The following is a 24,228-nucleotide window of genomic DNA, read 5'->3' as shown; positions in this document are numbered from 1 at the left end:
GTCCGCCGTTCGCGGCGCGACAATTCGAAAGCCCAGAGCCTCGGCTCTGGGCTTTCGTCGTCCCCGCAGAAATGAGCGGGGCGATGACTCAGAGCTGAGGATGGCGCGGACGGTTCGTCGCCAGCCCTAGGATTTACAGGTGACTTCTCCTGCGCCCGCAACCGACCGCGTTTCTTCGAGCGGTCTCGGCTTTGCTGTCTCCGCCTATGCGCTGTGGGGCGGGCTGCCGATCGTATTCTTCCTGCTCAAGGAATCAGGCGCGATCGAGATTGTCGCGTGGCGGATTGTGCTCTCGCTGGTATTTTGCGCAATTTTGTTGGTATTCACCCGCGGGTATCGGCGCGTGCTCGCGATCATTCGCGATCGCAGAACTTTTTGGACTCTCGGCCTCGGCGGGGCGTTCGTTGTCGTCAACTGGCTCATCTATGTCTACGCGAGTCTCAACGGCCACGTCGTGGAAGCTTCGCTCGGCTATTTCACTAATCCGATCGTCACGGTGCTGCTCGGTGTTGTCATTTTGCGCGAAAGACTGCGTCCGCTCCAATGGATAGCTCTCGCGATTAGTGCGTTTGCCGTGCTGGTGCTCTCGATCAGCTACGGCAGTTTTCCCTGGATCGCTCTCGGCCTTGCGTTCAGTTTCGGTTTCTATGGCCTTGTCAAAAAGAATGTTGGACCGAAAGCGGATGCCATCGGCGGTCCGGCCGTTGAGACTGCATTCCTTGCTCCGATTGCGGTCGTCGCCTTGATCGTGCTCTCCGTCGACGGGCAGCTCACTGTGGGCACTGCCGGTGCCGGACACCTGACGTTGACGCTCTTCTTGGGCGTCGTCACTGCGACGCCACTGATTCTGTTCGCTGCCGCGGCGCGTCGGCTCCCGCTCACCTACATGGGTTTGGCGCAGTATCTTGCCCCTATCCTGCAGCTCATCGTCGGCGTTTTCATTTTTCACGAGACAATGCCGCCAGAACGCTGGTTGGGTTTCGCAATCGTGTGGCTGGCACTAGCCATTCTCACTTTTGATCTGTTCCGCCACTCGTCCCGCACGCGGCTGGGTTCTGCCGCCGAGGCTCCCGGGGCACCGTAGTATTCGTCTGAAGGCCCGCCCTCACCCGAGGAGCGCATGCCGAGGAAGGCAGGGAAATGACGAGATCTCGTTCGACTCGAGCTGTGGTCGTCGCAGCGGTGGTCGCGTGCGCCCTTGCCGCCTGCAGCGCTCCCGCACCGTCTCCGATGCCATCGCTTCCCGCAGTCGCGTCGGCCACGGCAACACCCGCCCCGCAAATCGTTCGCACGGGCGATGGCGTGCTGCGCATCGGCACGATTTTCCCCACGAGCGGCACCTTTTCCTTTTTAGCTCCCGCTCAGAAAGCGGGAGTAGCGGCTGCGGTGAAAGAGGTGAACGCTGCCGGGGGAGTGAACGGCGAGCCCGTAGAAATTGTGGCGGTCGACTCTGGCGAGGCCAAGAACACGAAGCTGGAGTCGCACTTCGCGACCCTCGTGTCGAAGGATGTCGACGTAGTGATTGGGCCGTCATCATCGGCCCTGGCGCAGCGGGTAATTCCGCTGGCCCTCGACGCACAAATTCCGGTCATATCTCCGGCCGCGACGTTCTCGAGTCTCGACGACGTTTTTGACGGCGGCTATTTTTTCCGCACTATCCCCGCGTATGACCAGCAGGCGTACGCACTCGCAGCTGCGCTCGCTGGCGGGGAGACTCCGAAGAAAGTCGCACTCGTGTATGTGGCAGACGAGCAAGGTGCGGCACTTCACGACACGGTGGTGACTGCGCTCGCCGAGTATGACAGCGAGCTTGTGGCGGATGAAGTGTTCGAAAGTTCGACAACAAAGTTCGATGAGATCGTGGCGAGCCTGAAGGGCGCTGCCCCCGATGTGGTCGTGGTTGGATCCACCTACGATTCGGAGAAAGCCACCAAAGCTGTCATCGAAAAACTCATCGGCGCTGGCTTCACCGGATCTGAGCTCTGGCTCACGTCGCTCAATACGGGGGACTATTCACAGGCGTTCAAGAATGGAACCCTTAAAGGAGTTCGTGGAGTGATTGAGGGCTACCAGCCTGCCAAGTCGTTCATCTCCACGCTCAAAGCAACAGACTCCGCTCTCTCCAGCTACCGGTATGCCGCTGAAGCCTATGACGCGACGATTCTCGCAGTGCTGGCGGCGATTGTCGCTCAGGATGACGCGGGCGCTGCGATTGCCGGTTCGCTCTATGACGTCTCAAAAAATGGCGTGAAGTGTTTGAGTTTTGCTGAGTGCCTTGATGTTCTCGCAACGACAAACGACATCGATTACGACGGGGTTTCTGGCGCGGTGAACTTCACACCGGACGGAAACGTTGAGCCCGCTTTCTGGGGTTATTACACGTATGACGGCGAGAACAAGTTCGAGTACAAGAGCGGTGGCGTGTTTGGCTAGTTCGGGTGCCTCCCGCACCGGGGTGGCTTTTCGGGGTACAGATTGGCCCTCCAGAGTTCGCTTTTTCAGGATTGACCACTACCGTAACTATGCCGCTGTCTGTATTGGGCGGTAGAGAGGAGCGACTGTGATGACATCAATTTTCGTGGGATCACCCAAGTCGCGCCGAACCCGCCGTGGGTTCGCGACAGTTGCTGGCGTACTCGCCGCTGTGCTCGTGTTGAGTGGATGCTCAGCAGAGGAGCCTGTTGAGGAGCGCCCCGCGCCCAAAGACCTCACACTGACGATCGGTGCACTTGTGCCTGAATCTGGGGCGCTCGACAAGTTTGGCCCCGCAGTGTCGGCGGCGATCGCTCTCGCGGCACAAGACGTCAATGACGCCAATGCCAAACTCGTCGTGGACGTAGAGACGAGCGACTCCGGCGACTCCAGCGACTCGACTCCCGAAGAGGCAGCAACGGAGCTGCTCGATGCCGGCGCGACGGTGATCATCGGTGGTCTCTCGAACGGCATCTCGAAAAAAGTGGTCGACATGATCACTGCTGCCGGAGTCGTGGAGATCTCACCGGCGAATGACTCTCCGGATTTCTCGAACTATGACGACAGCCAGCTGTACTGGCGCACATCCCCGTCCTGCGCGCTCGAAGGTTCCGCGCTCGGGGCCGCTATGGCAGAGCGCGTTGACGGCTCTATCGCGATTCTCTCGGAGGATGCGTTGTGCGGCCCGCTTCTTCCTCGCGCGGTCAGCGAAACTTTCTTGCGGGGTGGCGGCGAAGTCATCTACCAGGAGACTATTGATGACAAGGCCACCGGCCTCACCGACACGATTGATGCCGCGGTTGAAGCGAAGCCGGATGCGGTAGCAATTGTCGGCTCTAAGCAAGCTGAGAAGATCGCTAAGGCGTTCATCAAGGCCGGATACTCAGGAGATCAGCTGTTCTTCACCGGTCTCTCGCTTGGCGATCGCGACTCGGACTTCGCCAAGGGAGCCCTCACTGACTCGATAGTTACCCAGCCAGGGCTCGACATCGACACAATCTCGGACTTCACAGACCGTCTACTCGAAATCAACCCGAGCTTGAAGGACTTCAGCTATGCCGCCGAAAGTTACGACGCCGTAATTCTTGCGAGCCTCGCTGCGTTGGCGTCACAAGACACCTCGGGCACAGGCATCGCGAGCGCTCTTCAAGAGGTGTCCGGCGGAAGTGGTGATGGAGAGATAGCCCTCAACTTTGCGGATGCCGCGAAGATTGTGCTCGATGGCCGCACGGTAGATTACGACGGTGTTTCAGGCCCGATAACCCTCAGTGACAATGGCGACCCACAGGGCGCCATCATCGGGATTTACCAGTACGGTAGCGACAACGTGTACACCCGAATCGGCTAAGTAAAACCTGCGTTTTCCAAAAGTCTACGAATGGTAACGATTCGAAGAGCGTTACAAGGCTGTAGTACAGATGTATTGTGCAGACGTCTCGGGTGGGCATAGCTTGACAGTGTGGTGACACAGTGGTGCCACGTTTGATTCCTGAACACATTCGAAACGCAAGGAGCAACATGAGCGTATTCGCGAAGGCTACGGCCTCCCCTTCACGGTCCAAGCGGACCCTGTTGAGCGGTCTCGCAATTGTCGGTGCAAGTGCACTGGTATTGGCCGGCTGTGCAAGCACTGACGGAGAAACTTCCACAGGTTCCGAGGGTGGCGAACTGTCGCTGAAGCTCGGAACGGCACTGCCCGTAACCGGCAACCTCGCATTCCTCGGCCCGCCCGAGATCGCAGGAACCGAGTACGCAAAGTCGCAGATCAATGAAGCAGACGCCGGCATCCAGATCGAACTGGTTCAGGGCGACTCGGGCGACACCGACAACAAGGCATACGAGACTGAAATCCCTCGCCTGCTCGGTGAAGACGTTTCCGCAATTCTTGGTGCAGCATCCTCGGGTGTTTCGCTTCAGTTCATTGACCAGGTTGTTGGCGCTGGAGTAATCCAGTTCTCGCCGGCAAACACCTCGGCCGCATTCACTGACTACGACGATAAGGGACTGTACTTCCGTACCGCTCCTTCCGACGTGCTCCAGGGTGAGGTTCTCGGTAACTTGATCGCTGGCGATGGTCACGAGACCCTCGGCATGATCGTTCTTAATGACTCCTACGGAACTGGCCTTGCTGGCTACACGCAGGAAGCATTCGAAGCAGCCGGCGGTGAAGTTGTTTCGCAGCCCACCTACAACACCGGTGACACCACGTTCGATGCTCAGATCTCCGAAGTTCTTGCTTCTGACCCTGACGCCATCGCACTAATCACCTTCGAAGAAGTGTCGACCATGCTCCCGAGCATCGTCAGCAGCTTCCCCGCTGAGAACCTCTACTTTGTAGACGGTAACCTCGCGAACTTCGGTGACGAATTCGCTGCGGGCACCCTCACCGGCGCCAAGGGAACCCTTCCGGGCCTCAGCGTAGACACGATTGCCGACTTCACAACGTCGCTCAACGAGTACTACGTGGAGTCCGGCCAGCCTGAGCTCGAAGAGTTCAGCTACGCAGCAGAGTCCTACGACTCGGTAATCCTTCTTGCTCTCGCATCGCTCGCAGCCGGCTCGACCGACTCCGCAGCAATTGCCGAGAAGCTTCAGGAAGTATCGGGCGGCTCTGGCAACGGCGAGAAGTGCACCACCTTCGCTGACTGTGCTGAAATCATCAACGGTGGCGGCGTAGCTGACTACGACGGCATCTCTGGTCCGATCACCTTCGACGACCTCGGTGACCCCACTGAGGCCAAGGTTGGTATCTACCAGTACGGTGAAGACAACACCTACAGCGCTTTCTAAGTCTCACTGAGACTTAGCTTTCGCTAAGAGAAGGCCCCAACCCCTCACGGGTTGGGGCCTTTTTCGCGTGCGGGACTGTCGTGGCGAGTGCTGGGTCTTCCCTGTGGGCCGGGTGTGCCCTCTGAGGCGTGTTCACGAAGTCGGGTGCAGCGTTGCCCCGTGGAGGCGTCATTAAGTGACGCTGAAAGCGTTTCACTGCCATCACCACGCTCGAGTCAAACGTGAAACTGCATCAGGTCGCGCTGTAAGCGCCTTACTCCGTCCCGACGTATTCGTAGATGGTTCGGTACGAAACGACCGCTCAGAACGTCTCTGAGCGCTGCGGGCGCTGTGGTGCGGGAGCAGGATGCTGCTGTGTGGCCCTGCCTGAGCCGCACGGCCGCTCCCAGCGCACCAAAAAAGCCCCACCCGAACGAATCCGGATGGGGCCTTATATGCAGCGTGTGGCTAGGTGCCGAGGGTTCCCAGGTAGAGCCCGATGACCTTGGGGTCATTCAATAGCTCGCGCCCGGTGCCTTCGTAAGCGTCGTGACCCTGGTCGAGAACGTAGCCGCGGTCGCAGATCTGCAGGCAACGACGAGCGTTCTGCTCCACCATAATCGTGGTCACTCCAGCCTTATTGATCTCCGATACGCGGATGAACGCCTCATCCTGCTTCACCGGCGAGAGTCCAGCGGACGGCTCGTCGAGAAGGAGAACGTGGGGGTCCATCATGAGCGCTCGCGACATCGCGACCATTTGGCGCTCACCACCGGAGAGCGAACCCGCGCGCTGCTTCAAGCGCGACTTCAACTCAGCGAAGATGCCGGTGACGAACTCGAGGCGCTCGTCGTAGATCTTCGGGTTTTGATACAGCCCCATCTGAAGGTTTTCTTCAATGGTCAGGCTCGGGAACACGTTGTTGTTCTGGGGAACAAAACCAACACCGCGAGACACAAGCTTGTTTGCCTTGAGTCCAGTGATATCGTCACCGTTCAAACTGATGGTTCCACCACGAACCTGAACTTGGCCAAAGATGGCCTTCAGTAGCGTCGACTTTCCGGCACCGTTCGGTCCGATGATTCCGATCAGCTCACCCGGGTTTGCGACCAGGTTGCAGTCGTTCAAGATGTTCACGCCCGGGAGGTAGCCCGCGGTGAGGTCCTTGACGTGGACTACCGCGTTCTCGGTGGGGATAGCGTTCACTTGCCAGTCTCCTTGCGCTTAGCGATATTCTCGTCGAGTTCTTTTACCTCTTCGACGAGATCGATCGCGGCCGTGTTGAGCTCGCCTTCGATGCGGCCAGTGACCACACCGAGGTCGACATCCTGATGCGAACCGAGGTACGCATCGATGACGGCTTGGTTCTTCATGACCTCATCTGGCGGGCCTTCAGCAACGACCTGGCCCTCAGCCATCACGATCACCCAGTCGGCGATGTGACGCACCATGTGCATGTCGTGCTCCACGAAGAGCACGGTCATGCCCTCGTCTTTGAGATCCAAGATGTGGTCGAGCAGCGACTGGGTCAACGCGGGGTTGACGCCGGCCATCGGCTCATCCAACATCACCAGAGTCGGCTGGCTCATGAGGGCGCGAGCCATTTCAAGAAGCTTGCGCTGACCACCGGAGAGGCTGGCGGCGAAGTCCGACGATTTGGCATCGAGCTTGAACTTCTTGAGCAGAACGATCGCGCGCTCTTCGATCTCGGCTTCTTGCTTGCGCCAGAGAGCGGGAATCATGCCGCGGAAGATGTTCTCCCCGATCTGATCCTTCGCGCCGAGTTTCATGTTCTCGAGCACAGTGAGGAGTCCGAGAGCCTTCGTGAGCTGGAACGTGCGCACTTGGCCAAGTTGTGCAACCTTGTGCGCCCCCATTCCGGCGAGCGAGTGACCGTCGAACGTCCACTTTCCCGCGTCGGGCTTGTCGAAGCCGGTCAAGAGGTTGAACAGCGTCGTCTTGCCGGCACCGTTCGGGCCAATCAACGCGGTGATCGCATTGCGGGGAATCTCGACATGATCGACATTCACGGCAGTCAGACCACCGAAGGTGCGACGGATGCCATCAGCGATGATGATCGGATCGACCTTGGCAACACCAGCAACGATGTCGCCCTTGTGGAGCCCTGTTGTTTTTGCGCGTTCCACCGGCGCGGCCGGTGCATCTTTACTTGACAAAGGTCAGCTCCTTCTTGTTGCCGAGGATGCCCTGTGGTCGGTAGATCACGAGCAACATCAGCGCCACACCCACAAGGATGAAACGCACTGTCTGCGACTGCGTCGTGGTCATGAACGGCAAGAGTCCGATGTTGACCATGGCGGGAAGCAGGTTGCTCAGGAGGGTTTGCACGCCCCAGAAGATCACCGAACCGATAATCGGTCCGAAAATCGTGGCGGCTCCGCCGAGCAGTAGTGCGGTGTAAACGAAGAACGTCAGCGACGTCACGTACACACCGGGGTTGACTGAGGCGGGCAGGGCGTAAATGATTCCACCCATCGCTCCGAAGACACCACCGAGCATCAGCGACTGCAGCTTGTAGGAGAACACGTTCTTACCGAGGGCGCGCACGGCGTCTTCGTCCTCACGGATTCCCTTGATGACGCGACCCCACGGGCTGCGCATAACGGCCCAGAGGATGAACGCGGCAAGCGCGAGCACGGCGATTCCGAAGATGCGAACCCACCAACCGTTGGCGTTGTACTCCCAGGGGCCGAAGCCGTAGGTGCCATCCGGAATGGGGTTGAACGAGCGGAAGCTCGCGTGGTAGCCGCTCAGTCCATCGGCGGAGCCGGTGTACTTGTCGAAGGTCGTGGTCAGGAACAACAGACGCACAACCTCGGCCGCAGCAATCGTCACGATCGCGAGGTAGTCACCGCGCAAACGCAGGGTGGGAATACCAAGGATGAGTGCGAACACGAGCGAGCCGCCGATACCGACGAGCATGCCGCCCCACCACGGGAAACCGAAGGTGAGGATTGAGATCGCGTAGCCATAGGCGCCGATTGCCATGAAGGCAGCCATACCCATGTTGAGCAGACCGGTGAAGCCGAAGTGCATAGCAAGACCGAGCGCCGCGAGGGCGTATCCGATCGTTGCGGGTGCAATCAGCGATGACCCGGTGTTGGAGAGAATTTGCAGAATATCCATGAGCGGCCCCTAACCTATTCTCTCTTTGCGACCCAAGATGCCTTGAGGTCTGAACAACAGGACGATGATGAGCACGCCGAGCGCGCCGACGTACTTCAGATCGGAGGGGATGAAGAGGCTAGAGGTCTCGACGAGGATTCCGACGATGATCGAGCCAACCAGGGCGCCGAATGCTGTTCCCAGTCCACCGAGGGTGACGGCAGCAAACACGAGCAGCAGGATCTGCGCACCCATATCCCAGCGGATGCCGGGGCGGAAGTAAGCCCACAGCACGCCGGCGAGGCCGGCCATCGCTGCGGCCAAGATCCAGACCACACGCACGACCTGGTCGACGTCGATTCCGGATGCGGCAGCCAACGACGGGTTGTCGGAGACGGCACGAGTTGCCTTACCGATCTTTGTCTTGACGAGCCACCACGCGAAGATCAGGATCACGACGATGCTGATGACCATGCTGATCATGTTGGTTTGGCTGAGCGATACCGATCCGAAGAGCGGAATATCGGGAGAGTCCGAGCCGGGCAGTTGTTCGGTTCCGCCACCACGGAAGTACTGGAAGGTGTAGCGAAGCGCCAGCGACAGACCGATTGACACGATCATGAGCTGAACGACGCCGACACCCTTCTTTCGCAGCGGTTTCCAGAGCCCGGCATCGAGTGACCACCCGAAGCCGGCGCTGAGGAGTACGGCAAGGGGGATCGCAATCCAGACGGGCCAACCGAGGTCGACCGACACTATGAGTGCCATCACCGCACCGAAGGTCACCATTTCTGCGTGCGCAAAGTTGGAGAGCCCGGTGGTTCCGTACACAAGGGAGATGCCGATAGCAGCGAGGCCGAGCATCAAACCGAAGTTGACGCCGTTGACGATTCGCTCAACGAACTGATCGAAGAAGCTCGTGACGTTTCGTTCACCGCGACCGATGAAGAAGTTCATGACGGTCGAGCCACTCGGGCCGATCATCGCTTCCTTCTCGTTGGGAGTGTCGTCTTCGCCGGTCTCGTCGATCACTGCAATGCCGTCAGGCAGAGTGGTTTCGTCGAGGGTGACGACGAACTCGTCGCCTTCGGGCACGCCTACTTTCCAGCGACCTTCAGCATCCGTGGCTACCTCAACCTCATAGCCGCCTCCGGAGACGGTGAGTAGTACACCCTCGAGAGCCTCGCTATTGAGCTTGACGTTACCGATGATGCTGTTGTCGTATTCGTCGACGTTGATTTCGTCGGCCATAGCTGGCAGGGACATCAGAGAGAAAGCGGCAGAAAGCGCAATAAGTAGCGCTAGGAGCACTCCCCATCGGTTTTTCCGCCGCGTGCGGCGATATTCCGCTGTGTTCACAGGACCTCCAGAGGGGTACCCGACGGAATCAAGAATCCCGCGGGTTCTGACGTGTCGACGGCAATGACGACACCGGCCGATTGCGGTCCGACATACAAATGCTTGTCGGGTACAAAGCGGTGAAGCCATTATGCGGGGGAATGTTCTGGCACGAAACCCGTTAATATTGATTGGCCGGAGATTTAACACAAGATCGCCGGTTTCGCACTCCCGCCGTAAGGAACATTTAACATGGAACAGCCAGACCCCTTCGGCTTCGTCGGCCTCACTTATGACGACGTAATGCTTTTGCCCGGGCACACCGACGTAATTCCAAGCGATGCTGACACCAGTTCACGTCTTACCCGCAGAATCCGCGTATCTTCGCCCCTAATCTCGTCGGCGATGGACACCGTCACTGAGGCTCGAATGGCTATCGCGATGGCCCGCAACGGTGGTCTCGGGGTGCTTCACCGCAACCTCTCCATCGATGATCAGGCGGCCTACGTCGACAAGGTCAAGCGGAGCGAATCCGGCATGATTACCAATCCGGTAACAACTACGCAACAAGCGACCGTTGCCGAAGTGGATGCCCTCTGCGGGCAGTTCCGCGTCTCTGGTCTTCCGGTTATCGAAGAAGACGGAACGCTCGTGGGAATCATCACGAACCGCGACATGCGCTTCATCGAACCAGAAGACATGGACTCGGTTCTTGTGCGTGACGTCATGACGACGACGCCTCTCATCACTGCTCCCGTCGGAATCGATCGCGAGGGCGCGATCGCTCTCCTTAGCAAGCACAAGATCGAAAAACTCCCTCTCGTTGACGAGGCCGGCAAGCTCAGCGGCCTCATCACCGTCAAGGACTTCGAAAAGACTGATCAGTACCCCAACGCCACAAAGGATGATGAGGGCCGACTGCGCGTGGGAGCGGCAATCGGATTCTTCGGTGACGCGTGGGAGCGTGCGGAGCGGTTGCGCGATGCGGGCGTTGACCTCATTGTTGTCGACACCGCCAACGGTGAATCCGCCGGCGTGATCGACATCGTCCGCCGTCTCAAGGCCGACTCGTCTTTCGACGCGATCGACATCATCGGCGGGAATGTCGCTACTCGTGCTGGAGCTCAGGCTCTGATCGATGCCGGGGTGGATGCCGTAAAGGTGGGTGTTGGCCCCGGCTCGATCTGCACCACCCGCGTCGTCGCCGGTGTTGGCGTGCCGCAGGTGACCGCCGTGTACGAAGCATCGCTCGCGGCGCGCGCGGCTGGCATCCCGGTCATCGCTGACGGTGGACTCCAATACTCCGGTGACATCGCCAAGGCACTTGTGGCCGGTGCTGAAACCGTCATGCTCGGTTCGTTGCTCGCGGGAACCGATGAGAGCCCCGGCGACCTCATCTTCCTCAACGGCAAGCAGTTCAAGAGCTACCGCGGCATGGGTTCGCTTGGTGCGATGCAGACGCGAGGCAAGAAGACCTCGTACTCGCGGGACCGCTACTTCCAGGCGGATGTTCCCTCGGACGACCAGTTGATCCCTGAAGGTATCGAAGGTCAGGTTCCGTATCGCGGACCGGTCTCCACGGTGATGTACCAACTGCTCGGTGGCTTGCGCCAGTCGATGTTCTACACCGGGGCTCGCACGATTCAGGAGCTGCAGCAGAAGGGCAAGTTCGTGCGCATTACTGCCGCTGGCTTGAAAGAATCGCACCCTCACGACATTCAGATGGTTGTTGAGGCACCGAACTACCGTCGCTAACAACGGCACGCTAGCTGGCGCTCACGCCAGAGAGCGAGTGGGCTAAATGCGCAGAAGGCCTGCGGAAAGCAATTGTTTTCCGCAGGCCTTCGCTGTTGCGGGGGTCTCTGCTGTCACGTCAGCGGCGCGTGCGCACTAGGCGGACACGTCGCGGCGGTTGAACACGAACCCGCCAATCGCCAGGGCGAGGGCTGAGATGCCGAAGAGGAGTGCGAGCGCACCCCCGTCGGCGCCGTTGCTGAGCGGCGAATCTCCGAAAGCCCAGTGGTAAGGGGAAAGGGCATGAAGCCACTCGACGTCAGCACTCTGGTTGCCGAGCGAGTTCAGCACATAGCCGAGCAGGGAGATTGCTGCTGCTGCTGCGGAGGCGTAGGCGCGGCGACCCGTGATCGCGCCGACGGCGAGTCCGACGCTGGCGGCGAGCACTCCGAGAGCCAAGAGCGTGAGGCATCCGCCAATCACGTTGATCGGTTCGAGCTCGATTCCCGATGAATCGTTGAGCGCAAGAATCAGCAGCGCCGAGACCACGGCGAGCCACACCAGGCGCAAGATCACGCCGAGGCTGCGTTCGACCATGATCTGTACCCGAGAGACGCCGTGGGCGAGGGTGAGTTCGAGAGAGCCCGACTCTTCGTCGCCCGCGATTGCCGCCGAGCTCCAGAGCGTGGCGGCGATCGTGAAGAGTACGAAACCGATCAGCCCGAGGTACGTGGCCTGCACATAACCGGCACCGCTGGCGAGGTCTTCGAACCCGAGCGTGCTTGCCAGCCCCTCGGGGAGTGACTTGATGATCTCGTCGAAGCCGGCGTTATCGCCCGAGAACGAGGAGTACAGCGGCACGTAGAGGAAGATCGCGCCGGCAACTCCGGCGGTCCAGCCCAGCAGCCCGCGCCAAGAGTCGGCGAGGTTGCGTCGAGTGAGCGGAAGGATGGTGCGCTGCGGTGTACTCATTCGCTTGCCTCTTTCGAGTAGAGCTCAATGACCGAGGACTCAAGATCTTGCTCTTCGACCCGGAGGTCGACGACGTGGAAGGGAGCAATCGCCTTGACGAGGGCATCGATGTGTCCCTCGACGGTGCCCGTCACCTGAACCACCTCGCCCTCGGTGACAGTGAGGTGATCAAGGTTCGGCAGCGCAGCGAGCGCTGATTGGATGCTCGCTGCCGAGGCATCCGCGAAGTCGACGAAAACGCGGCGCACGGCGCTGGCACGCAGGCTCGCGACATCGCCGACCTTGACGATCACGCCGTTGCGGAGGACGGCTACTTTGTCGGCGGCGTTCTGGATTTCGCTCAGCACGTGCGAGCTGAGGAACACGGTTTGACCGTTGTGCTGGGCTTCACGCACCATGCTCAAGAACTCTTGTTGAATAAGGGGGTCGAGGCCGCTGGTGGGTTCGTCGAGCACGAGCAGCTTGGGGTCGTGCATGAAGGCCTGAACGAGACCGAGTTTCTGTTTGTTGCCTTTGGAGAGCGTGCGAACGTGACGGGTGAGATCGAGCCCGAGTCGTTCGGCGAGCTCGTCAACGCGACCGGGGGCAACGCGCCCACTGATCTCTGCGTAATGCTTGAGCAGCGAGCGGCCGGTGACGCGGCCTTGAAGAAGCAATTCTCCCGGAAGAAAACCGATCTCGCGGCGCAGTGCAGCGCCACCGCTGAGCGGGGAGCGGCCGAGCACGGTGGCCTGGCCGGAGGTGGGGCGGATGATGTCGAGAAGCAACCGCATTGCAGTGGTTTTGCCGGCGCCGTTGGGGCCGATCATGCCGAACACGCTGCCGGTTTCGACGGCGAGATCCATGCCGTCGAGGGCAGTGTGGCGGCCGTAGCGCTTCGTGAGCGCCCGGGTTTCAATGGCGAGAGTCATGGGGGGAGGCCGCAGCCTCGTCCTTTCGTGAGGTGACTCAGGGAAAATAGCCGTGAGCATTGCGTGCGCTGACGACGTGGTACTCATTGTCGCTGATGGGCAGGTATCAGCCCACCCCATGCGCGGTAGGCTGGAGTAGTGAATGATTTCGAGATTGGCCGCGCCAAGCGCGCTCGCCGCGTCTATTCCTTTGATGACATCGCTATCGTGCCCTCGCGCCGTACGCGGGACCCGCGCGATGTCTCGGTGAACTGGACGATTGACGCCTACACCTTCGACATCCCCGTCATCGCGGCTCCCATGGACTCCGTGGTGTCGCCCGCGACGGCTATCGCAATGGGAAAGCTCGGCGGCCTTGGTGTGCTCGACCTCGAAGGTCTCTGGACTCGTTACGAGAACCCCGAGCCCGTGCTCGAAGAGATCCGCAATCTTCCCGCCGACCAGGCGACCGCGCGCATGCAGGCGCTGTACTCCGAGCCGATCAAGCCGGCACTCGTGACGCAGCGTCTCGCCGAAATTCGCGAAGCCGGAGTGCCCGTCGCCGGCGCGCTCAGCCCGCAGCGTACGAAAGAACTTCACCAGACCGTGGTGGATGCCGGAGTCGACCTGTTCGTCATCCGCGGCACAACCGTCAGCGCCGAGCACGTCTCCAAGACGAGCGAACCCCTCAACCTCAAGGAGTTCATCTACGAACTCGACGTTCCCGTGATCGTGGGAGGAGCTGCTACCTACACGGCGGCGCTGCACCTCATGCGGACCGGTGCTGCTGGCGTACTCGTCGGGTTCGGCGGCGGAGCCTCCAGCACAACGCGGACTGCTCTCGGCATCCACGCTCCCATGGCCACCGCCGTAGCGGATGTTGCCGGTGCTCGCCGCGATTACATGGATGAGTCGGGCGGCCGTTACGTTCACGTCATCGCCGATGGAGGCCTCGGCACGAGCGGCGACATCGTCAAGGCGATCGCGGTCGGCGCAGACGCCGTCATGCTGGGCAGTGCCCTCGCTCGCGCGACGGAAGCTCCCGGCGGCGGTTACCACTGGGGTCAAGAAGCGCACCACTCCGAATTGCCTCGCGGCAACCGTGTTGAGGTCGGTCAGCTTGCTCCTCTCGCCGAAATTCTTAACGGTCCGTCGGCTCACCCCAACGGCCAGTCGAACCTCGTCGGTGCGCTTCGCCGCTCGATGGCCACGACCGGGTACTCGGATCTCAAAGAGTTCCAACGGGTCGATGTGGTTGTGGCTCCGTACAACACGCTGTAGCTGAAACCGCGCGCTGAGCGAATGCTCAACGCCAGATGCTGGAAGATCAACAATGGTCACACCCCGATCGACTGCTTCGGCGGCGCCTGCCGAACCCGCAGCGGAGACGGCACCGGCGACGATGTGGGAGATTGCCCGTCGGCCGCGTTGGATCGGCGCACTCATTTTGGCGCTCGCGATCGCGGCAAGTTTCGCGGCTCTGGGGCAGTGGCAGTTGAGCCGCAGCCTTGAAGGTGGCGAGATCACCGAGCAGCAGTCCGAAACGGTCGAGGTGCTCGACACTGTCGCCACGGCCCAAGCTCCGCTTTCGTACCTGACGACCGGTCAAACGGTCACGTTCGAAGCCGAGTTGATCGCGGGTGACTACATTGTGCTCTCCGAACGTAACAACGATGTCGGGGGGCGCGGCTACTGGGTCGTGGGCCACGCCGTTGAGCCGAGCGGTGCCAGTGTGGCGGTAGCACTCGGCTGGGCTGCGACGTCGGATGCCGCGGCATCCGCTATCTCGCAGCTTGAGGCTTCGCCACCCGCGTCGACCATCACGGGCCGGCTGTTGCCGACTGAGTCACCGCAACAGTCCGACTTTGAGCAGGGGCAGCGCACGGCTCTTGCCGTCTCTGAACTCGTGAACCTGTGGGCTGAGGTGCCCGCCGGAACCTACGGTGGTTACGTGGTCAGTTTCGATGCCCCCGCTGGCCTCGAAGCGATCGATTCTCCGCCGCCATCGACCGAAGTTTCGCTCAACCTGCTCAACGTGTTTTACGCCGTGGAGTGGGTTGTGTTTGCAGGCTTTGCGGTGTTCCTCTGGTACCGCCTGGTGCGGGATGTCTGGGAAGAAGAGCGCGAAGTTTCTACCCCTGACCCGGCCGTAGACTAGAACCATGGCTCTCGGTCCCCGGCTTTCAGATATCCCCAACATTCGTCGCACCCTCAAGTTTTACAAGGTGTCGTCGATCATCACCGGTACCTTCCTGCTCGTGCTCTGTCTCATGATGGTGTTCCGCTACGGCTTGGGTGGCGATATCGAGCTCAACGGCCCCTCCGCTTTCTTGACACTTACGCCGAAAGAGCTCGTGCAAGGCATTAACGTCTCGACGATCATCCTGATCGTTCACGGCTGGCTCTACGTGTTCTACGTGGCCGCCGACTTCATCCTCTGGCGCCTGACGCGGTATTCTTTCTTGCGCTTCCTCTACATCGCCCTTGGCGGTGTCATCCCCTTCCTCTCGTTCTTCCTTGAACGTCAGGTACCGCGCCTCGTTGAGACGAAGATCGCGAAACTCGAATCCGCTGCAGCTGCGAAAGCGGCCGGCGCTGACTCCGCAAAGGCAACTGCATGACCGATTCCACGGCCACCTCCGCAGACACGAATGCTCGCCCCGTTCTCGTTGTCGACTTTGGCGCTCAGTACGCGCAATTGATCGCACGCCGCGTGCGCGAAGCCAACGTGTACAGCGAGATTGTTCCTCACACCATCACCGCGGAAGAGATTGCGGCCAAGAACCCGGCCGGCATCGTGCTGAGCGGTGGCCCGTCGAGCGTCTACGAGCCTGGCTCGCCCGACCTCGACCCCGGCATCCTCAAGCTTGGTGTTCCGGTTTTCGGTATTTGCTACGGCTTTCAAGTGATGGCGCGCCAGCTTGGCGGCACCGTTGCGAAGACGGGCCTGCGCGAATACGGCGCGACCGACATGACGGTTCAGGGCGGCGGCGGTTCGTTGCTCGGCGACCAGCCGAAAGAGCAGACGGTGTGGATGAGTCACGGCGATGCCGTGACCGAAGCCCCCGAGGGTTTCGATGTGTTGGCGAGCAGTGAAGCGACTCCGGTTGCTGCGTTTGCGAGCAAGGAACGCGGTCTTTACGGCGTGCAGTGGCACCCCGAGGTCAAGCACTCCGAGTTCGGCCAGACCGTTCTCGAAAACTTCTTGCACGATGCGGCGGGCATCCCTGCCGACTGGAACAGCGGCAACGTCATTACCGAGCAGGTTGCCCGCATCCGCGAGCAGGTTGGCTCGGCTCGCGTGATCTGTGGTCTTTCTGGTGGAGTTGACTCCGCTGTTGCCGCCGCGATCGTGCACAAGGCCGTCGGCGATCAGCTCGTCTGCATCTTCGTTGATCACGGTCTGCTGCGTCAGGATGAGCGTCGTCAGGTTGAAGAGGACTATGTCGCCTCGACCGGTGTTCGCCTCGTGACGGTCGACGCCGTTGATCAGTTCATGGATGCTCTCGCCGGAGTCACTGACCCCGAGACGAAGCGCAAGATTATCGGTCGCGAGTTCATCCGCAGCTTCGAAAACGCTGCTGAAGCTCTCGTGCTCGAAGCCCAGGGCGGTGAAGAGCCCGTGAAGTTCTTGGTGCAGGGCACGCTGTATCCGGATGTCGTGGAAAGCGGCGGAGGAACCGGCACGGCCAACATCAAGAGCCACCACAATGTCGGCGGGCTCCCCGACGACTTGCAGTTCGCTCTCGTTGAGCCACTACGCACACTGTTCAAGGACGAAGTGCGCGCGATCGGTCGCGAGCTGGGATTGCCGGAGGTCATTGTTGGCCGCCAGCCGTTCCCCGGCCCCGGTCTCGGCATCCGCATCATCGGCGAAGTTACGCACGATCGTCTGGAACTGCTGCGCAAGGCTGACGCGATTGCTCGCGCCGAGCTCACCGCTGCCGGCCTCGACGACACCATCTGGCAGTGCCCGGTAGTTCTTCTCGCCGACGTTCGTTCGGTGGGCGTGCAGGGCGATGGCCGCACCTACGGTCACCCGATCGTGCTGCGCCCGGTGTCCTCCGAAGACGCGATGACTGCCGACTGGACGCGCCTGCCATACGACGTGCTAGCCAAGATTTCTAACCGCATCACCAATGAGGTGGATGGGGTGAACCGTGTGGTTCTCGACGTGACGTCGAAGCCACCGGGAACCATCGAGTGGGAATAAGTCGTTAACGAAAAGCCCCCGTCACCCGGCTAATGCCGAGGTGACGGGGGCTTTGTCGTTAAGCGAGCGTGAAGTTAGTTTCGAATGATCGAGAAGAAGCGCAGCAGCTCGAGGTACAGCCAGATGACGGTGACCATGATGCCGAAGGCACCCTTCCAGCCGTACGCGCGGGGAGCGCGGTTGGCGACACCCTTCTGGATGTTGTCAAAGTCGAGAACCAGCGAATATGCGGCCATGATCACGACGAGCACACCGATGATGGCGCCGAGTGGGATTCCCATAAACGTGACATCGCGCAGGCCCTGAGCGGACTGAACCACTCCCGTAGCCATCAGAACAACGTTGAGAAGCGTGAACACCACATAGCCGATGAGGGCGATCATGAAGATCTTGGTGGCCTTCTTCGAGGCGCGAATCTTGCCGCTCGCGAAGAGGGCGAGAGTGACACCGACGACGGCAATGGTGGCGATGACGGCTTGAGTCACCACTCCGCCTGACGCATTTTCGAAGACACGCGAAATGCCGCCTACAAAAACGCCTTCGAACGCGGCGTAGGTGAGAACAAGAGCGCCAGATGGCTTCTTCTTGAAGATATTGACGAGCGCAAGGACGAAGCCAATGAGCCCGGCGCCGAGCCACAGCAAGGGGAGGGCGGGTACGAGCATCCAGCTCAACGCGGCGCCGACGACGAGAATCGCGAACGCGCCAACGGTCTTGGCAATGGTGTCTTCAACGGTCATAACATCGCCAGAAGCAGGAACTGCCTCACGGTTGTACATGTCGTTGAGCTGCTGGTTGGAGACCTGGTTCGCTACGGCGATTCCGCCGCGCGAGCTGAACGCAGCATCGCGGGAGAAAGCGGGGTTATTGAGTGCCATGATTCCTCTGGTTGGTGTGGTGTCACCCTTTAGTGACGCACCCCCAAAACTACCGGAGTTCGCTGAGAAATACCGGACTTTCAGGCTCGCTTGGCTGCGCTCTGAGCGATCAATTGTGCCGTCCACGCCGCGCCGACGAGCACGACCACCGAAATGGCAAGTGCTTGCGGCATCGCCGAGTACTCCTGAAAGAACTGAGCGAGGACGATGCCGTTGGCAATAGGCAGGGTCAGAGCGAGGTACGAGATGAGCGGGCGATGTCTCACGATGAGCCAACACAGCAGGGGAATCGCCAGAGTCCACATCGACATCGGGCCGGTGAGCATGATCCAGATTTGGGTGACGGCGGGCAGAGCAACGATCATCCGGCGCCAGCCCTTCGCAGGCATGATCGACCAACCCACTACCGTGGACGTCGTGCCGATGAGCAGGATGATGAGGGTGTAGTTGTTGGCACCCTGCAGATGCATGGCGCCGGCGAGGATGAGTACTAGGCCCGCGAAGTATCGATCTTCGTAGCGCCCCCACCTAAGCGGCAGGCGACGGGTCGGTTCCCAGTCGCGAACGAGCGAAAACTGCTCAGCTGACATTGGTCAGAAGCGAGTACAGCAGAATGCCCCACACGACTAACCACACGTATCCCAGAACGGTGGCGACGCGGGCCATGACCATACCGCGCTCGCCGTTCTCCTTGATTTGGCGCATCGCGATGTGCCCAAAGATCAGAGCCGGGGCACCGGCGAAGGCCGCGAGAATGAGAGCGAGAATCGCAACCGGGTTAGTTCGCGGAGCTGCCAGAGGGGCCGGGCGCGTTGCATCGGCCGAGGTTGGTTCTCCGCAATAGATGCAGAATTTCCACTCGGGTTGCACTGCGGCAGCGCATGACGAACATTCGGGCATGCCTCAATATTAGTGGCAGGCGATGAAGCGCATATTCTTGGAGCAATGATCACCACCATTCGCCCGCTTGTGATCGGGCACCGCGGGGCAAGCGGCTATCGCCCAGAGCACACCAGAGCCGCCTACGAACTTGCGTTCACGCTGGGGGCGGATGCGGTGGAACCTGACATCGTGGCAACCCGCGATGGCGTGCTGGTGTTGCGTCACGAGAACGAGATTTCGGGCACAACCAATGTGGCTGAACATCCGGAATTTGCGGCTCGGCGCACCTCGAAGACGATCGACGGCAAGGCGATCACAGGCTGGTTCACCGAGGATTTCACGTGGGCTGAGCTCTCGACATTGCGGGCGCGAGAGCGACTGCCCGAGGTGCGGCAAGCGAACACGAGCCACAACGATGGGTCGCCGATTCTGCGTCTGAGCGAACTGCTCGAGATCGTTGACCAGCATCCGGAGGGACAGCGCCGCACCTTGAAGATCGTGGCGGAGATCAAGCACGCGAGCTACTTTGCATCGATTGGGCTGCCGCTGGATGAGTTGTTCGCGCGCGACATGCGGGAGTGGGCCACGGCCGACAACCTGATCATCGAATCGTTCGAGCAGAGTGTGCTGCATCGCATCCGCGAACGTGGAATCCCCGGGAAGCTCCTGTTCTTGCTCGAGTCGAGCGGGGCGCCCTCTGATCTCGTCGCCCGATACGGCTCGAAAGCGCGCAGCTATGCCGAGCATCTCAGCGACGCCGGTCTCGCCGCGCTCGCCGCCGAAGTTGACGGCATTAGCGTCGACAAGAAGATGCTCATGGTGAAAGATCTCGGGGGTAACCTCACGGGCACCAATGACCTCGTCGAGCGCGCCCACGCCGCTGGGCTGCTCATCTTCTGCTGGACGCTGCGCGCTGAGAACCGGTTCTTACCGAAGAACCTGCGCTCAAGTAAGCAGCCCGAACAGCATGGCGATTGGATGTCGGAGTTTCGCACCCTGATGGATTCCGGGCTCGATGGTGTCTTTGCCGATCAACCCGACCTCGCCGTCACCGCGCGCGGGTAGAGTCGAGGGGCGATGACGACAGCTCTTGACTCTCATGACCCTGGCCGCTCAGACGACGGCACTCCCGTTGGCGACCCTCTGCTCGACGGGCTGAATCCGCGCCAGCGCGAAGCCGTCGAATACCGCGGCCCCTCGCTACTGATTGTGGCGGGTGCCGGTTCGGGTAAGACGAGCGTGCTGACGCGTCGTATTGCCGGACTGTTGCGCTCGCGCGAGGCATGGCCGAGCCAGATTCTGGCCATCACCTTCACCAACAAGGCCGCGGCCGAAATGCGCGAGCGTGTTGGTGCGATCGTCGGTGATTCGGCTGAGGGTATGTGGATCTCCACCTTCCACTCCGCGTGTGTGCGCATCCTGCGGCGCGAAGCGGAAGCCTTTGGCTTCTCCAAGAACTTCACCATCTACGACTCGGCCGACAGCAAGGCCTTGCTCAAGCGGATTCTTAAAGAGCTCGACGCCGACATGTTTGGCCTCACCGTCAGCAAAGCCGCGAACCGCATTTCGCAGCTCAAGAACGAACTCACCGACGTCGACAGCTTCGCGCGGGATGCCAACCTCAGCGATCCGACAGAAAAGAAGTTCCTTGAGGTCTTCCGTCGCTACACTCGCGGTCTGAGTGACGCGAACGCTTTCGACTTCGACGACCTCATCGGTCAGACGGTATACCTGTTCCGGGCGTTCCCTCACATTGCGGCCACCTACCAGCGCCGCTTCAAGCACATCCTCGTTGACGAATATCAGGACACCAACCACGCGCAGTACTCCCTTATTCGAGAGTTGACGCGGCCGCCGGCTCCAGAGCAGTTCGAGACCTCGCCCGGCGTGCTCGTGCAAGGTCACACCAACGAGCTTGAGGCCGCCTCGCTCACCGTGGTGGGCGACAGTGACCAGTCGATTTATGCGTTCCGCGGGGCCGACATCCGCAACATCGTCGAGTTCGAGCGCGACTTTCCGCGGTCGACCGTGATTCTGCTCGAGCAGAACTACCGATCGACTCAGACGATTCTGGATGCTGCCAACGCGGTGATTTCCCACAACTTTGACCGCAAAGACAAGAAGCTTTTCACGACGGTCGGCGCTGGCGACAAGATTGTGGGCTTCACCGGTTACTCCGGGCACGACGAAGCGCAGTTTGTGGCGGATGAGATTCAGAAGCTTCACGATGAAGGCGTCGCTTACAAAGACGTGGCCGTTTTCTATCGCACCAACTCGCAGACGCGTGCGCTGGAGGAGATCTTCATCCGCGCAGCCCTGCCGTACCGAGTTCTCGGTGGCACCAAGTTCTACGAGCGCGCGGAAATCAAGGATGCGTTCGGCTACCTGATTGCGGTTGCTAACCCGGCGGATCCGTTGGCTTTGCGCCGCATCATGAACACTCCCAAGCGGGGCATTGGTCCGGCGACTGAGGCGGCCCTTCAGGCGTGGGCGGATGCCCGCGAAATGACTCTGCGCGATGCGATGCGCAACGCCTCTGAGCTCGGCCTTGGCCCTAAAGTCACGAAAGCGATCCTCGGTTTAGCTGAGGTGCTCGACGAAGTGATGGCGAAGGTCGCGACATCCAAGCCCGCAGACATTTTGACTGAACTACTCGAACGTTCGGGCTACCTCGCAGCGCTGCGCGCCTCGCAAGACCCACAGGATGAAGCTCGCGCCGAGAACGTGGACGAGCTCGTGGCCGTGACCAAGGAGTTCGGTAAGAACAATCCCGATGGCACCCTCCTCGACTTTCTCACCGAGGTCTCGCTCGTGGCGGCCGCAGATGACCTCGACGACTCGAGCGGAACCGTGTCGCTCATGACGCTCCACACCGCGAAGGGCCTCGAGTACGACTCCGTGTTCCTTACCGGTGTTGAAGAAGACCTGCTGCCACACCGCATGTCGGCCAACGAGCCCGGCGGCCCCGCCGAAGAGCGTCGACTGTTCTACGTGGGCATCACGCGGGCCCGCAAACGGCTCTTCCTCTCGCTTGCCATGACCCGCGCCCAGTTCGGTGAAGTCAACGTGGCGATGCCGAGCCGCTACCTGCAAGAGATCCCGACCGAACTCATAGAGTGGAAGCAGTCGCCAGGAATGGCGAACTCGCGCGGGGGAACCCAGTCGCGGGCGCTCAACGCCCGCCGCGACGGCAACAGCGGCGGCGGCTCGTGGTCCGGTTCGCTCCGGGCTGCGGCAGCGGGCGGATTGCCTCCGGCCCCTCCGCGCGCCAAGACCGAGTGGGCCAATGCGGTGACGGCAACCGTGCGCGACAACGGTGACCTCACTCTGGCGGCGGGCGACCGCATCCGCCACACTGACTTTGGTGACGGAACCGTGAACCAGGTCACGGGCGCTGGCCCTAAGAGCATCGCTGACGTTCAATTCGACACCGCAGGGCGCAAGCGCCTGCTGATCAAGATTGCTCCCATTGAGAAACTTTGATTCCGAAGGAACACCGCAGTCGGGCACGCCGCGCCATGCGGAGCCACGACTCGTTGTTCCGCGCGTTCGACCGCTCGACACCAACGATGAGCTAGCGCAGGCGCTCGCGGCAGTGCGGGTTGAACTCAAGTTGCCGACCGAGTTCAGCGCGGAGGTCGAAGAGGCAGCGGATGCCGCCGTCGCGGCGTTCGAGCCGCCCGAGCTCGATCTCACCAGCATTCCGTTCGTCACCATCGACCCCGAGGGTGCGACCGACCTCGATCAGGCGCTCTACCTGGAACGCGCGGGCGAGACGCTGCGCGTGATGTACGCGATCGCTGAAGTTCCCGCGTTTGTGTTGCCCGGTTCGTTGGTCGACGCCGAAGCCCGCAAGCGTGGCCAGACCCTTTACGGTCCCGACGACCGGGTGCCGCTGCATCCGACGATCATCAGTGAAGATGCGGCGTCACTGCTTGCCGGGGCTACGCGACCCGCTTTCGTGTGGACCTTCGATCTGGATGCCGCGGGCTCCGTGATCGCGACAACTCTCGTGCGCGCGCAGGTGCGTAATCGTCGCCAGTACAACTATGTGGAAGTGCAAGAGCTGCTCGACAACGATCGCGCGGATGAATCGCTCTCGCTGCTGCCCGAGTTCGGTCGCTTGCGCACCGAACTCGAACGTCAGCGCGGGGGAGCGAGCCTCAATCGGCCCGACGAAGAAGTCGCCGTAGTCGATGGCCAGTACGTGATCGAGCGCCGTGCGTCACTGCCGATCGAGGACTACAACGCCCACGTCTCGCTCATGACCGGCATGGAAGCTGCGCGCATCATGCTCGAGGGCAAGGTGGGCATCCTGCGCACGATGCCCGCGCCCGACGACGAAACGCTTGAACAGTTCCGCCGTCAGGTAGCGAGCCTCGGATGCCCGTGGCCTGAGAACCAGAACTATGGCGAGTACCTGCGCACTCTCGACCACTCCGACCCTCGCGCCCTCGCAGCGACTCACGCCGCCACGTCGCTGTTCCGTGGAGCGGGCTACACGCCGTTCGACGGCGAGCTGCCCGAAGACACCATCCAGGCTGCTGTTGCAGCGCCCTACGCTCATGCGACCGCGCCACTGCGTCGCCTCGTCGACCGCTTCGTGCTCGTGGCGTGTGAAGCGATTGTGGCTGGCCGGGATGTTCCGAAGTGGGTTCGTGAAGCGCTCCCGCAACTGCCCAAAATCATGGGCCGCACGAGTCAGCTCGCGTCACAGTTCGACCGCTCATCGGTTGATGTGATCGAAGCGGCACTGTTGCGGCCGCGAGTGGGCGACGAGTTCGAGGCCACGGTGGTCTCCGAGCGCGGCGATGGTGGCGTCATCCAGATTGCTGATCCGGTGATCACAGCCCGCATCTCCGGCATGGTTTCGGCCGGAGCCACGGTGCGCGTGCGACTCGTTTCTGCCGAAATTGCGACCGGAACGATTGAGTTCGAACTCGTCTAACTCGCC

The 24,228-nt window shown here is 60.9% G+C and carries 21 protein-coding genes; 12 read left to right on the top strand and 9 right to left on the bottom strand.

From position 1 onward, the window contains the following. The first annotated feature begins 139 nt into the window (after positions 1 to 139). From rarD to ESZ53_RS06940, 4 genes are all read left to right on the top strand, one after another. On the top strand, positions 140 to 1,084 hold the full coding sequence (gene rarD, locus ESZ53_RS06955; protein ID WP_129072165.1) for an EamA family transporter RarD: 945 nt from the start codon (positions 140 to 142) through the stop codon (positions 1,082 to 1,084). A gap of 56 nt (positions 1,085 to 1,140) precedes the next feature. Then, on the top strand, positions 1,141 to 2,433 hold the full coding sequence (locus ESZ53_RS06950) for an ABC transporter substrate-binding protein (RefSeq protein WP_129072164.1): 1,293 nt from the start codon (positions 1,141 to 1,143) through the stop codon (positions 2,431 to 2,433). Between the two features lie 130 nt (positions 2,434 to 2,563). After that, on the top strand, positions 2,564 to 3,820 hold the full coding sequence (locus ESZ53_RS06945; RefSeq protein WP_129073530.1) for an ABC transporter substrate-binding protein: 1,257 nt from the start codon (positions 2,564 to 2,566) through the stop codon (positions 3,818 to 3,820). Between the two features lie 170 nt (positions 3,821 to 3,990). Next, positions 3,991 to 5,262 (top strand): ABC transporter substrate-binding protein, encoded by a 1,272-nt coding sequence (locus ESZ53_RS06940; protein ID WP_129072163.1) that lies wholly within the window; start codon positions 3,991 to 3,993, stop codon positions 5,260 to 5,262. A 447-nt stretch (positions 5,263 to 5,709) separates the two neighbouring features. On the opposite strand, the gene ESZ53_RS06935 is transcribed toward ESZ53_RS06940, so the two are convergent. The 4 genes from ESZ53_RS06935 to ESZ53_RS06920 are packed head-to-tail and all read right to left on the bottom strand — an operon-like array spanning position 5,710 to position 9,678. Then, entirely contained in the window at positions 5,710 to 6,447 is a 738-nt protein-coding gene (locus tag ESZ53_RS06935) for an ABC transporter ATP-binding protein (RefSeq protein ID WP_129072162.1), read from the bottom strand. Beyond that, positions 6,444 to 7,388: an ABC transporter ATP-binding protein gene (locus tag ESZ53_RS06930; protein WP_371683557.1), complete on the bottom strand. Its 945-nt coding sequence runs from the start codon at positions 7,386 to 7,388 to the stop codon at positions 6,444 to 6,446. The genes ESZ53_RS06935 and ESZ53_RS06930 overlap by 4 nt, the downstream gene beginning before the upstream one ends. A gap of 19 nt (positions 7,389 to 7,407) precedes the next feature. Next, positions 7,408 to 8,388 (bottom strand): branched-chain amino acid ABC transporter permease, encoded by a 981-nt coding sequence (locus tag ESZ53_RS06925; RefSeq protein ID WP_129072160.1) that lies wholly within the window; start codon positions 8,386 to 8,388, stop codon positions 7,408 to 7,410. A 9-nt stretch (positions 8,389 to 8,397) separates the two neighbouring features. After that, positions 8,398 to 9,678 (bottom strand): branched-chain amino acid ABC transporter permease, encoded by a 1,281-nt coding sequence (locus tag ESZ53_RS06920; protein ID WP_129072159.1) that lies wholly within the window; start codon positions 9,676 to 9,678, stop codon positions 8,398 to 8,400. A 279-nt stretch (positions 9,679 to 9,957) separates the two neighbouring features. On the opposite strand from ESZ53_RS06920, the gene guaB reads away from it, so the two are divergent. Then, on the top strand, positions 9,958 to 11,460 hold the full coding sequence (guaB, locus tag ESZ53_RS06915; RefSeq protein ID WP_129072158.1) for an IMP dehydrogenase: 1,503 nt from the start codon (positions 9,958 to 9,960) through the stop codon (positions 11,458 to 11,460). A 135-nt stretch (positions 11,461 to 11,595) separates the two neighbouring features. Here the strand turns inward: guaB and ESZ53_RS06910 are convergent, their stop codons facing one another. Continuing rightward, positions 11,596 to 12,411: an ABC transporter permease subunit gene (locus tag ESZ53_RS06910; protein ID WP_129072157.1), complete on the bottom strand. Its 816-nt coding sequence runs from the start codon at positions 12,409 to 12,411 to the stop codon at positions 11,596 to 11,598. After that, positions 12,408 to 13,322: an ABC transporter ATP-binding protein gene (locus ESZ53_RS06905; RefSeq protein ID WP_129072156.1), complete on the bottom strand. Its 915-nt coding sequence runs from the start codon at positions 13,320 to 13,322 to the stop codon at positions 12,408 to 12,410. The genes ESZ53_RS06910 and ESZ53_RS06905 overlap by 4 nt, the downstream gene beginning before the upstream one ends. A 138-nt stretch (positions 13,323 to 13,460) precedes the next feature. Here ESZ53_RS06905 and ESZ53_RS06900 point away from each other — a divergent pair, with 138 nt between their 5' ends. The 4 genes from ESZ53_RS06900 to guaA are packed head-to-tail and all read left to right on the top strand — an operon-like array spanning position 13,461 to position 17,514. Beyond that, positions 13,461 to 14,582 carry a GuaB3 family IMP dehydrogenase-related protein gene (locus ESZ53_RS06900; protein WP_129072155.1) on the top strand — a complete coding sequence of 374 codons (1,122 nt, stop codon included), beginning with the start codon at positions 13,461 to 13,463 and terminating at the stop codon, positions 14,580 to 14,582. Positions 14,583 to 14,634: 52 nt separating this feature from the next. After that, complete coding sequence (locus ESZ53_RS06895) at positions 14,635 to 15,459, top strand: SURF1 family cytochrome oxidase biogenesis protein (RefSeq protein ID WP_246837412.1); 825 nt, start codon at positions 14,635 to 14,637, stop codon at positions 15,457 to 15,459. A 4-nt stretch (positions 15,460 to 15,463) separates the two neighbouring features. Continuing rightward, positions 15,464 to 15,922 carry a DUF3817 domain-containing protein gene (locus ESZ53_RS06890; RefSeq protein ID WP_129072154.1) on the top strand — a complete coding sequence of 153 codons (459 nt, stop codon included), beginning with the start codon at positions 15,464 to 15,466 and terminating at the stop codon, positions 15,920 to 15,922. Further along, positions 15,919 to 17,514: a glutamine-hydrolyzing GMP synthase gene (guaA, locus tag ESZ53_RS06885; RefSeq protein WP_129072153.1), complete on the top strand. Its 1,596-nt coding sequence runs from the start codon at positions 15,919 to 15,921 to the stop codon at positions 17,512 to 17,514. The genes ESZ53_RS06890 and guaA overlap by 4 nt, the downstream gene beginning before the upstream one ends. A gap of 74 nt (positions 17,515 to 17,588) precedes the next feature. On the opposite strand, the gene ESZ53_RS06880 is transcribed toward guaA, so the two are convergent. From ESZ53_RS06880 to ESZ53_RS06870, 3 genes are all read right to left on the bottom strand, one after another. Continuing rightward, positions 17,589 to 18,392: a Bax inhibitor-1/YccA family protein gene (locus tag ESZ53_RS06880; protein ID WP_129072152.1), complete on the bottom strand. Its 804-nt coding sequence runs from the start codon at positions 18,390 to 18,392 to the stop codon at positions 17,589 to 17,591. An 80-nt stretch (positions 18,393 to 18,472) separates the two neighbouring features. Then, positions 18,473 to 18,982: a hypothetical protein gene (locus tag ESZ53_RS06875; protein WP_129072151.1), complete on the bottom strand. Its 510-nt coding sequence runs from the start codon at positions 18,980 to 18,982 to the stop codon at positions 18,473 to 18,475. After that, the gene (locus ESZ53_RS06870; RefSeq protein ID WP_129072150.1) at positions 18,972 to 19,292 is read right to left on the bottom strand and encodes a DUF4190 domain-containing protein; all 321 of its coding nucleotides are present in this window, start codon (positions 19,290 to 19,292) and stop codon (positions 18,972 to 18,974) included. The genes ESZ53_RS06875 and ESZ53_RS06870 overlap by 11 nt, the downstream gene beginning before the upstream one ends. Positions 19,293 to 19,337: 45 nt before the next feature. Between ESZ53_RS06870 and ESZ53_RS06865 the strand changes: the two genes are divergently transcribed. From ESZ53_RS06865 to ESZ53_RS06855, 3 genes are read left to right on the top strand one after another with little or no spacing between them, the layout of a single operon-like run. Further along, entirely contained in the window at positions 19,338 to 20,339 is a 1,002-nt protein-coding gene (locus tag ESZ53_RS06865; protein ID WP_129072149.1) for a glycerophosphodiester phosphodiesterase family protein, read from the top strand. Positions 20,340 to 20,351: 12 nt separating this feature from the next. After that, positions 20,352 to 22,757: an ATP-dependent helicase gene (locus ESZ53_RS06860; protein WP_129072148.1), complete on the top strand. Its 2,406-nt coding sequence runs from the start codon at positions 20,352 to 20,354 to the stop codon at positions 22,755 to 22,757. Then, positions 22,744 to 24,222 (top strand): RNB domain-containing ribonuclease, encoded by a 1,479-nt coding sequence (locus ESZ53_RS06855; protein ID WP_129072147.1) that lies wholly within the window; start codon positions 22,744 to 22,746, stop codon positions 24,220 to 24,222. Before ESZ53_RS06860 ends, ESZ53_RS06855 begins: the two co-directional genes overlap by 14 nt. The last annotated feature ends 6 nt before the right edge of the window (positions 24,223 to 24,228 follow it).

Origin of the sequence: Salinibacterium sp. UTAS2018 (assembly GCF_004118935.1) — a bacterium.
Lineage (GTDB): Bacteria > Actinomycetota > Actinomycetes > Actinomycetales > Microbacteriaceae > Rhodoglobus.
The sequence above is the reverse complement of the archived record's forward strand: the minus strand, read 5'-3'. Positions and strand labels throughout refer to the sequence as shown.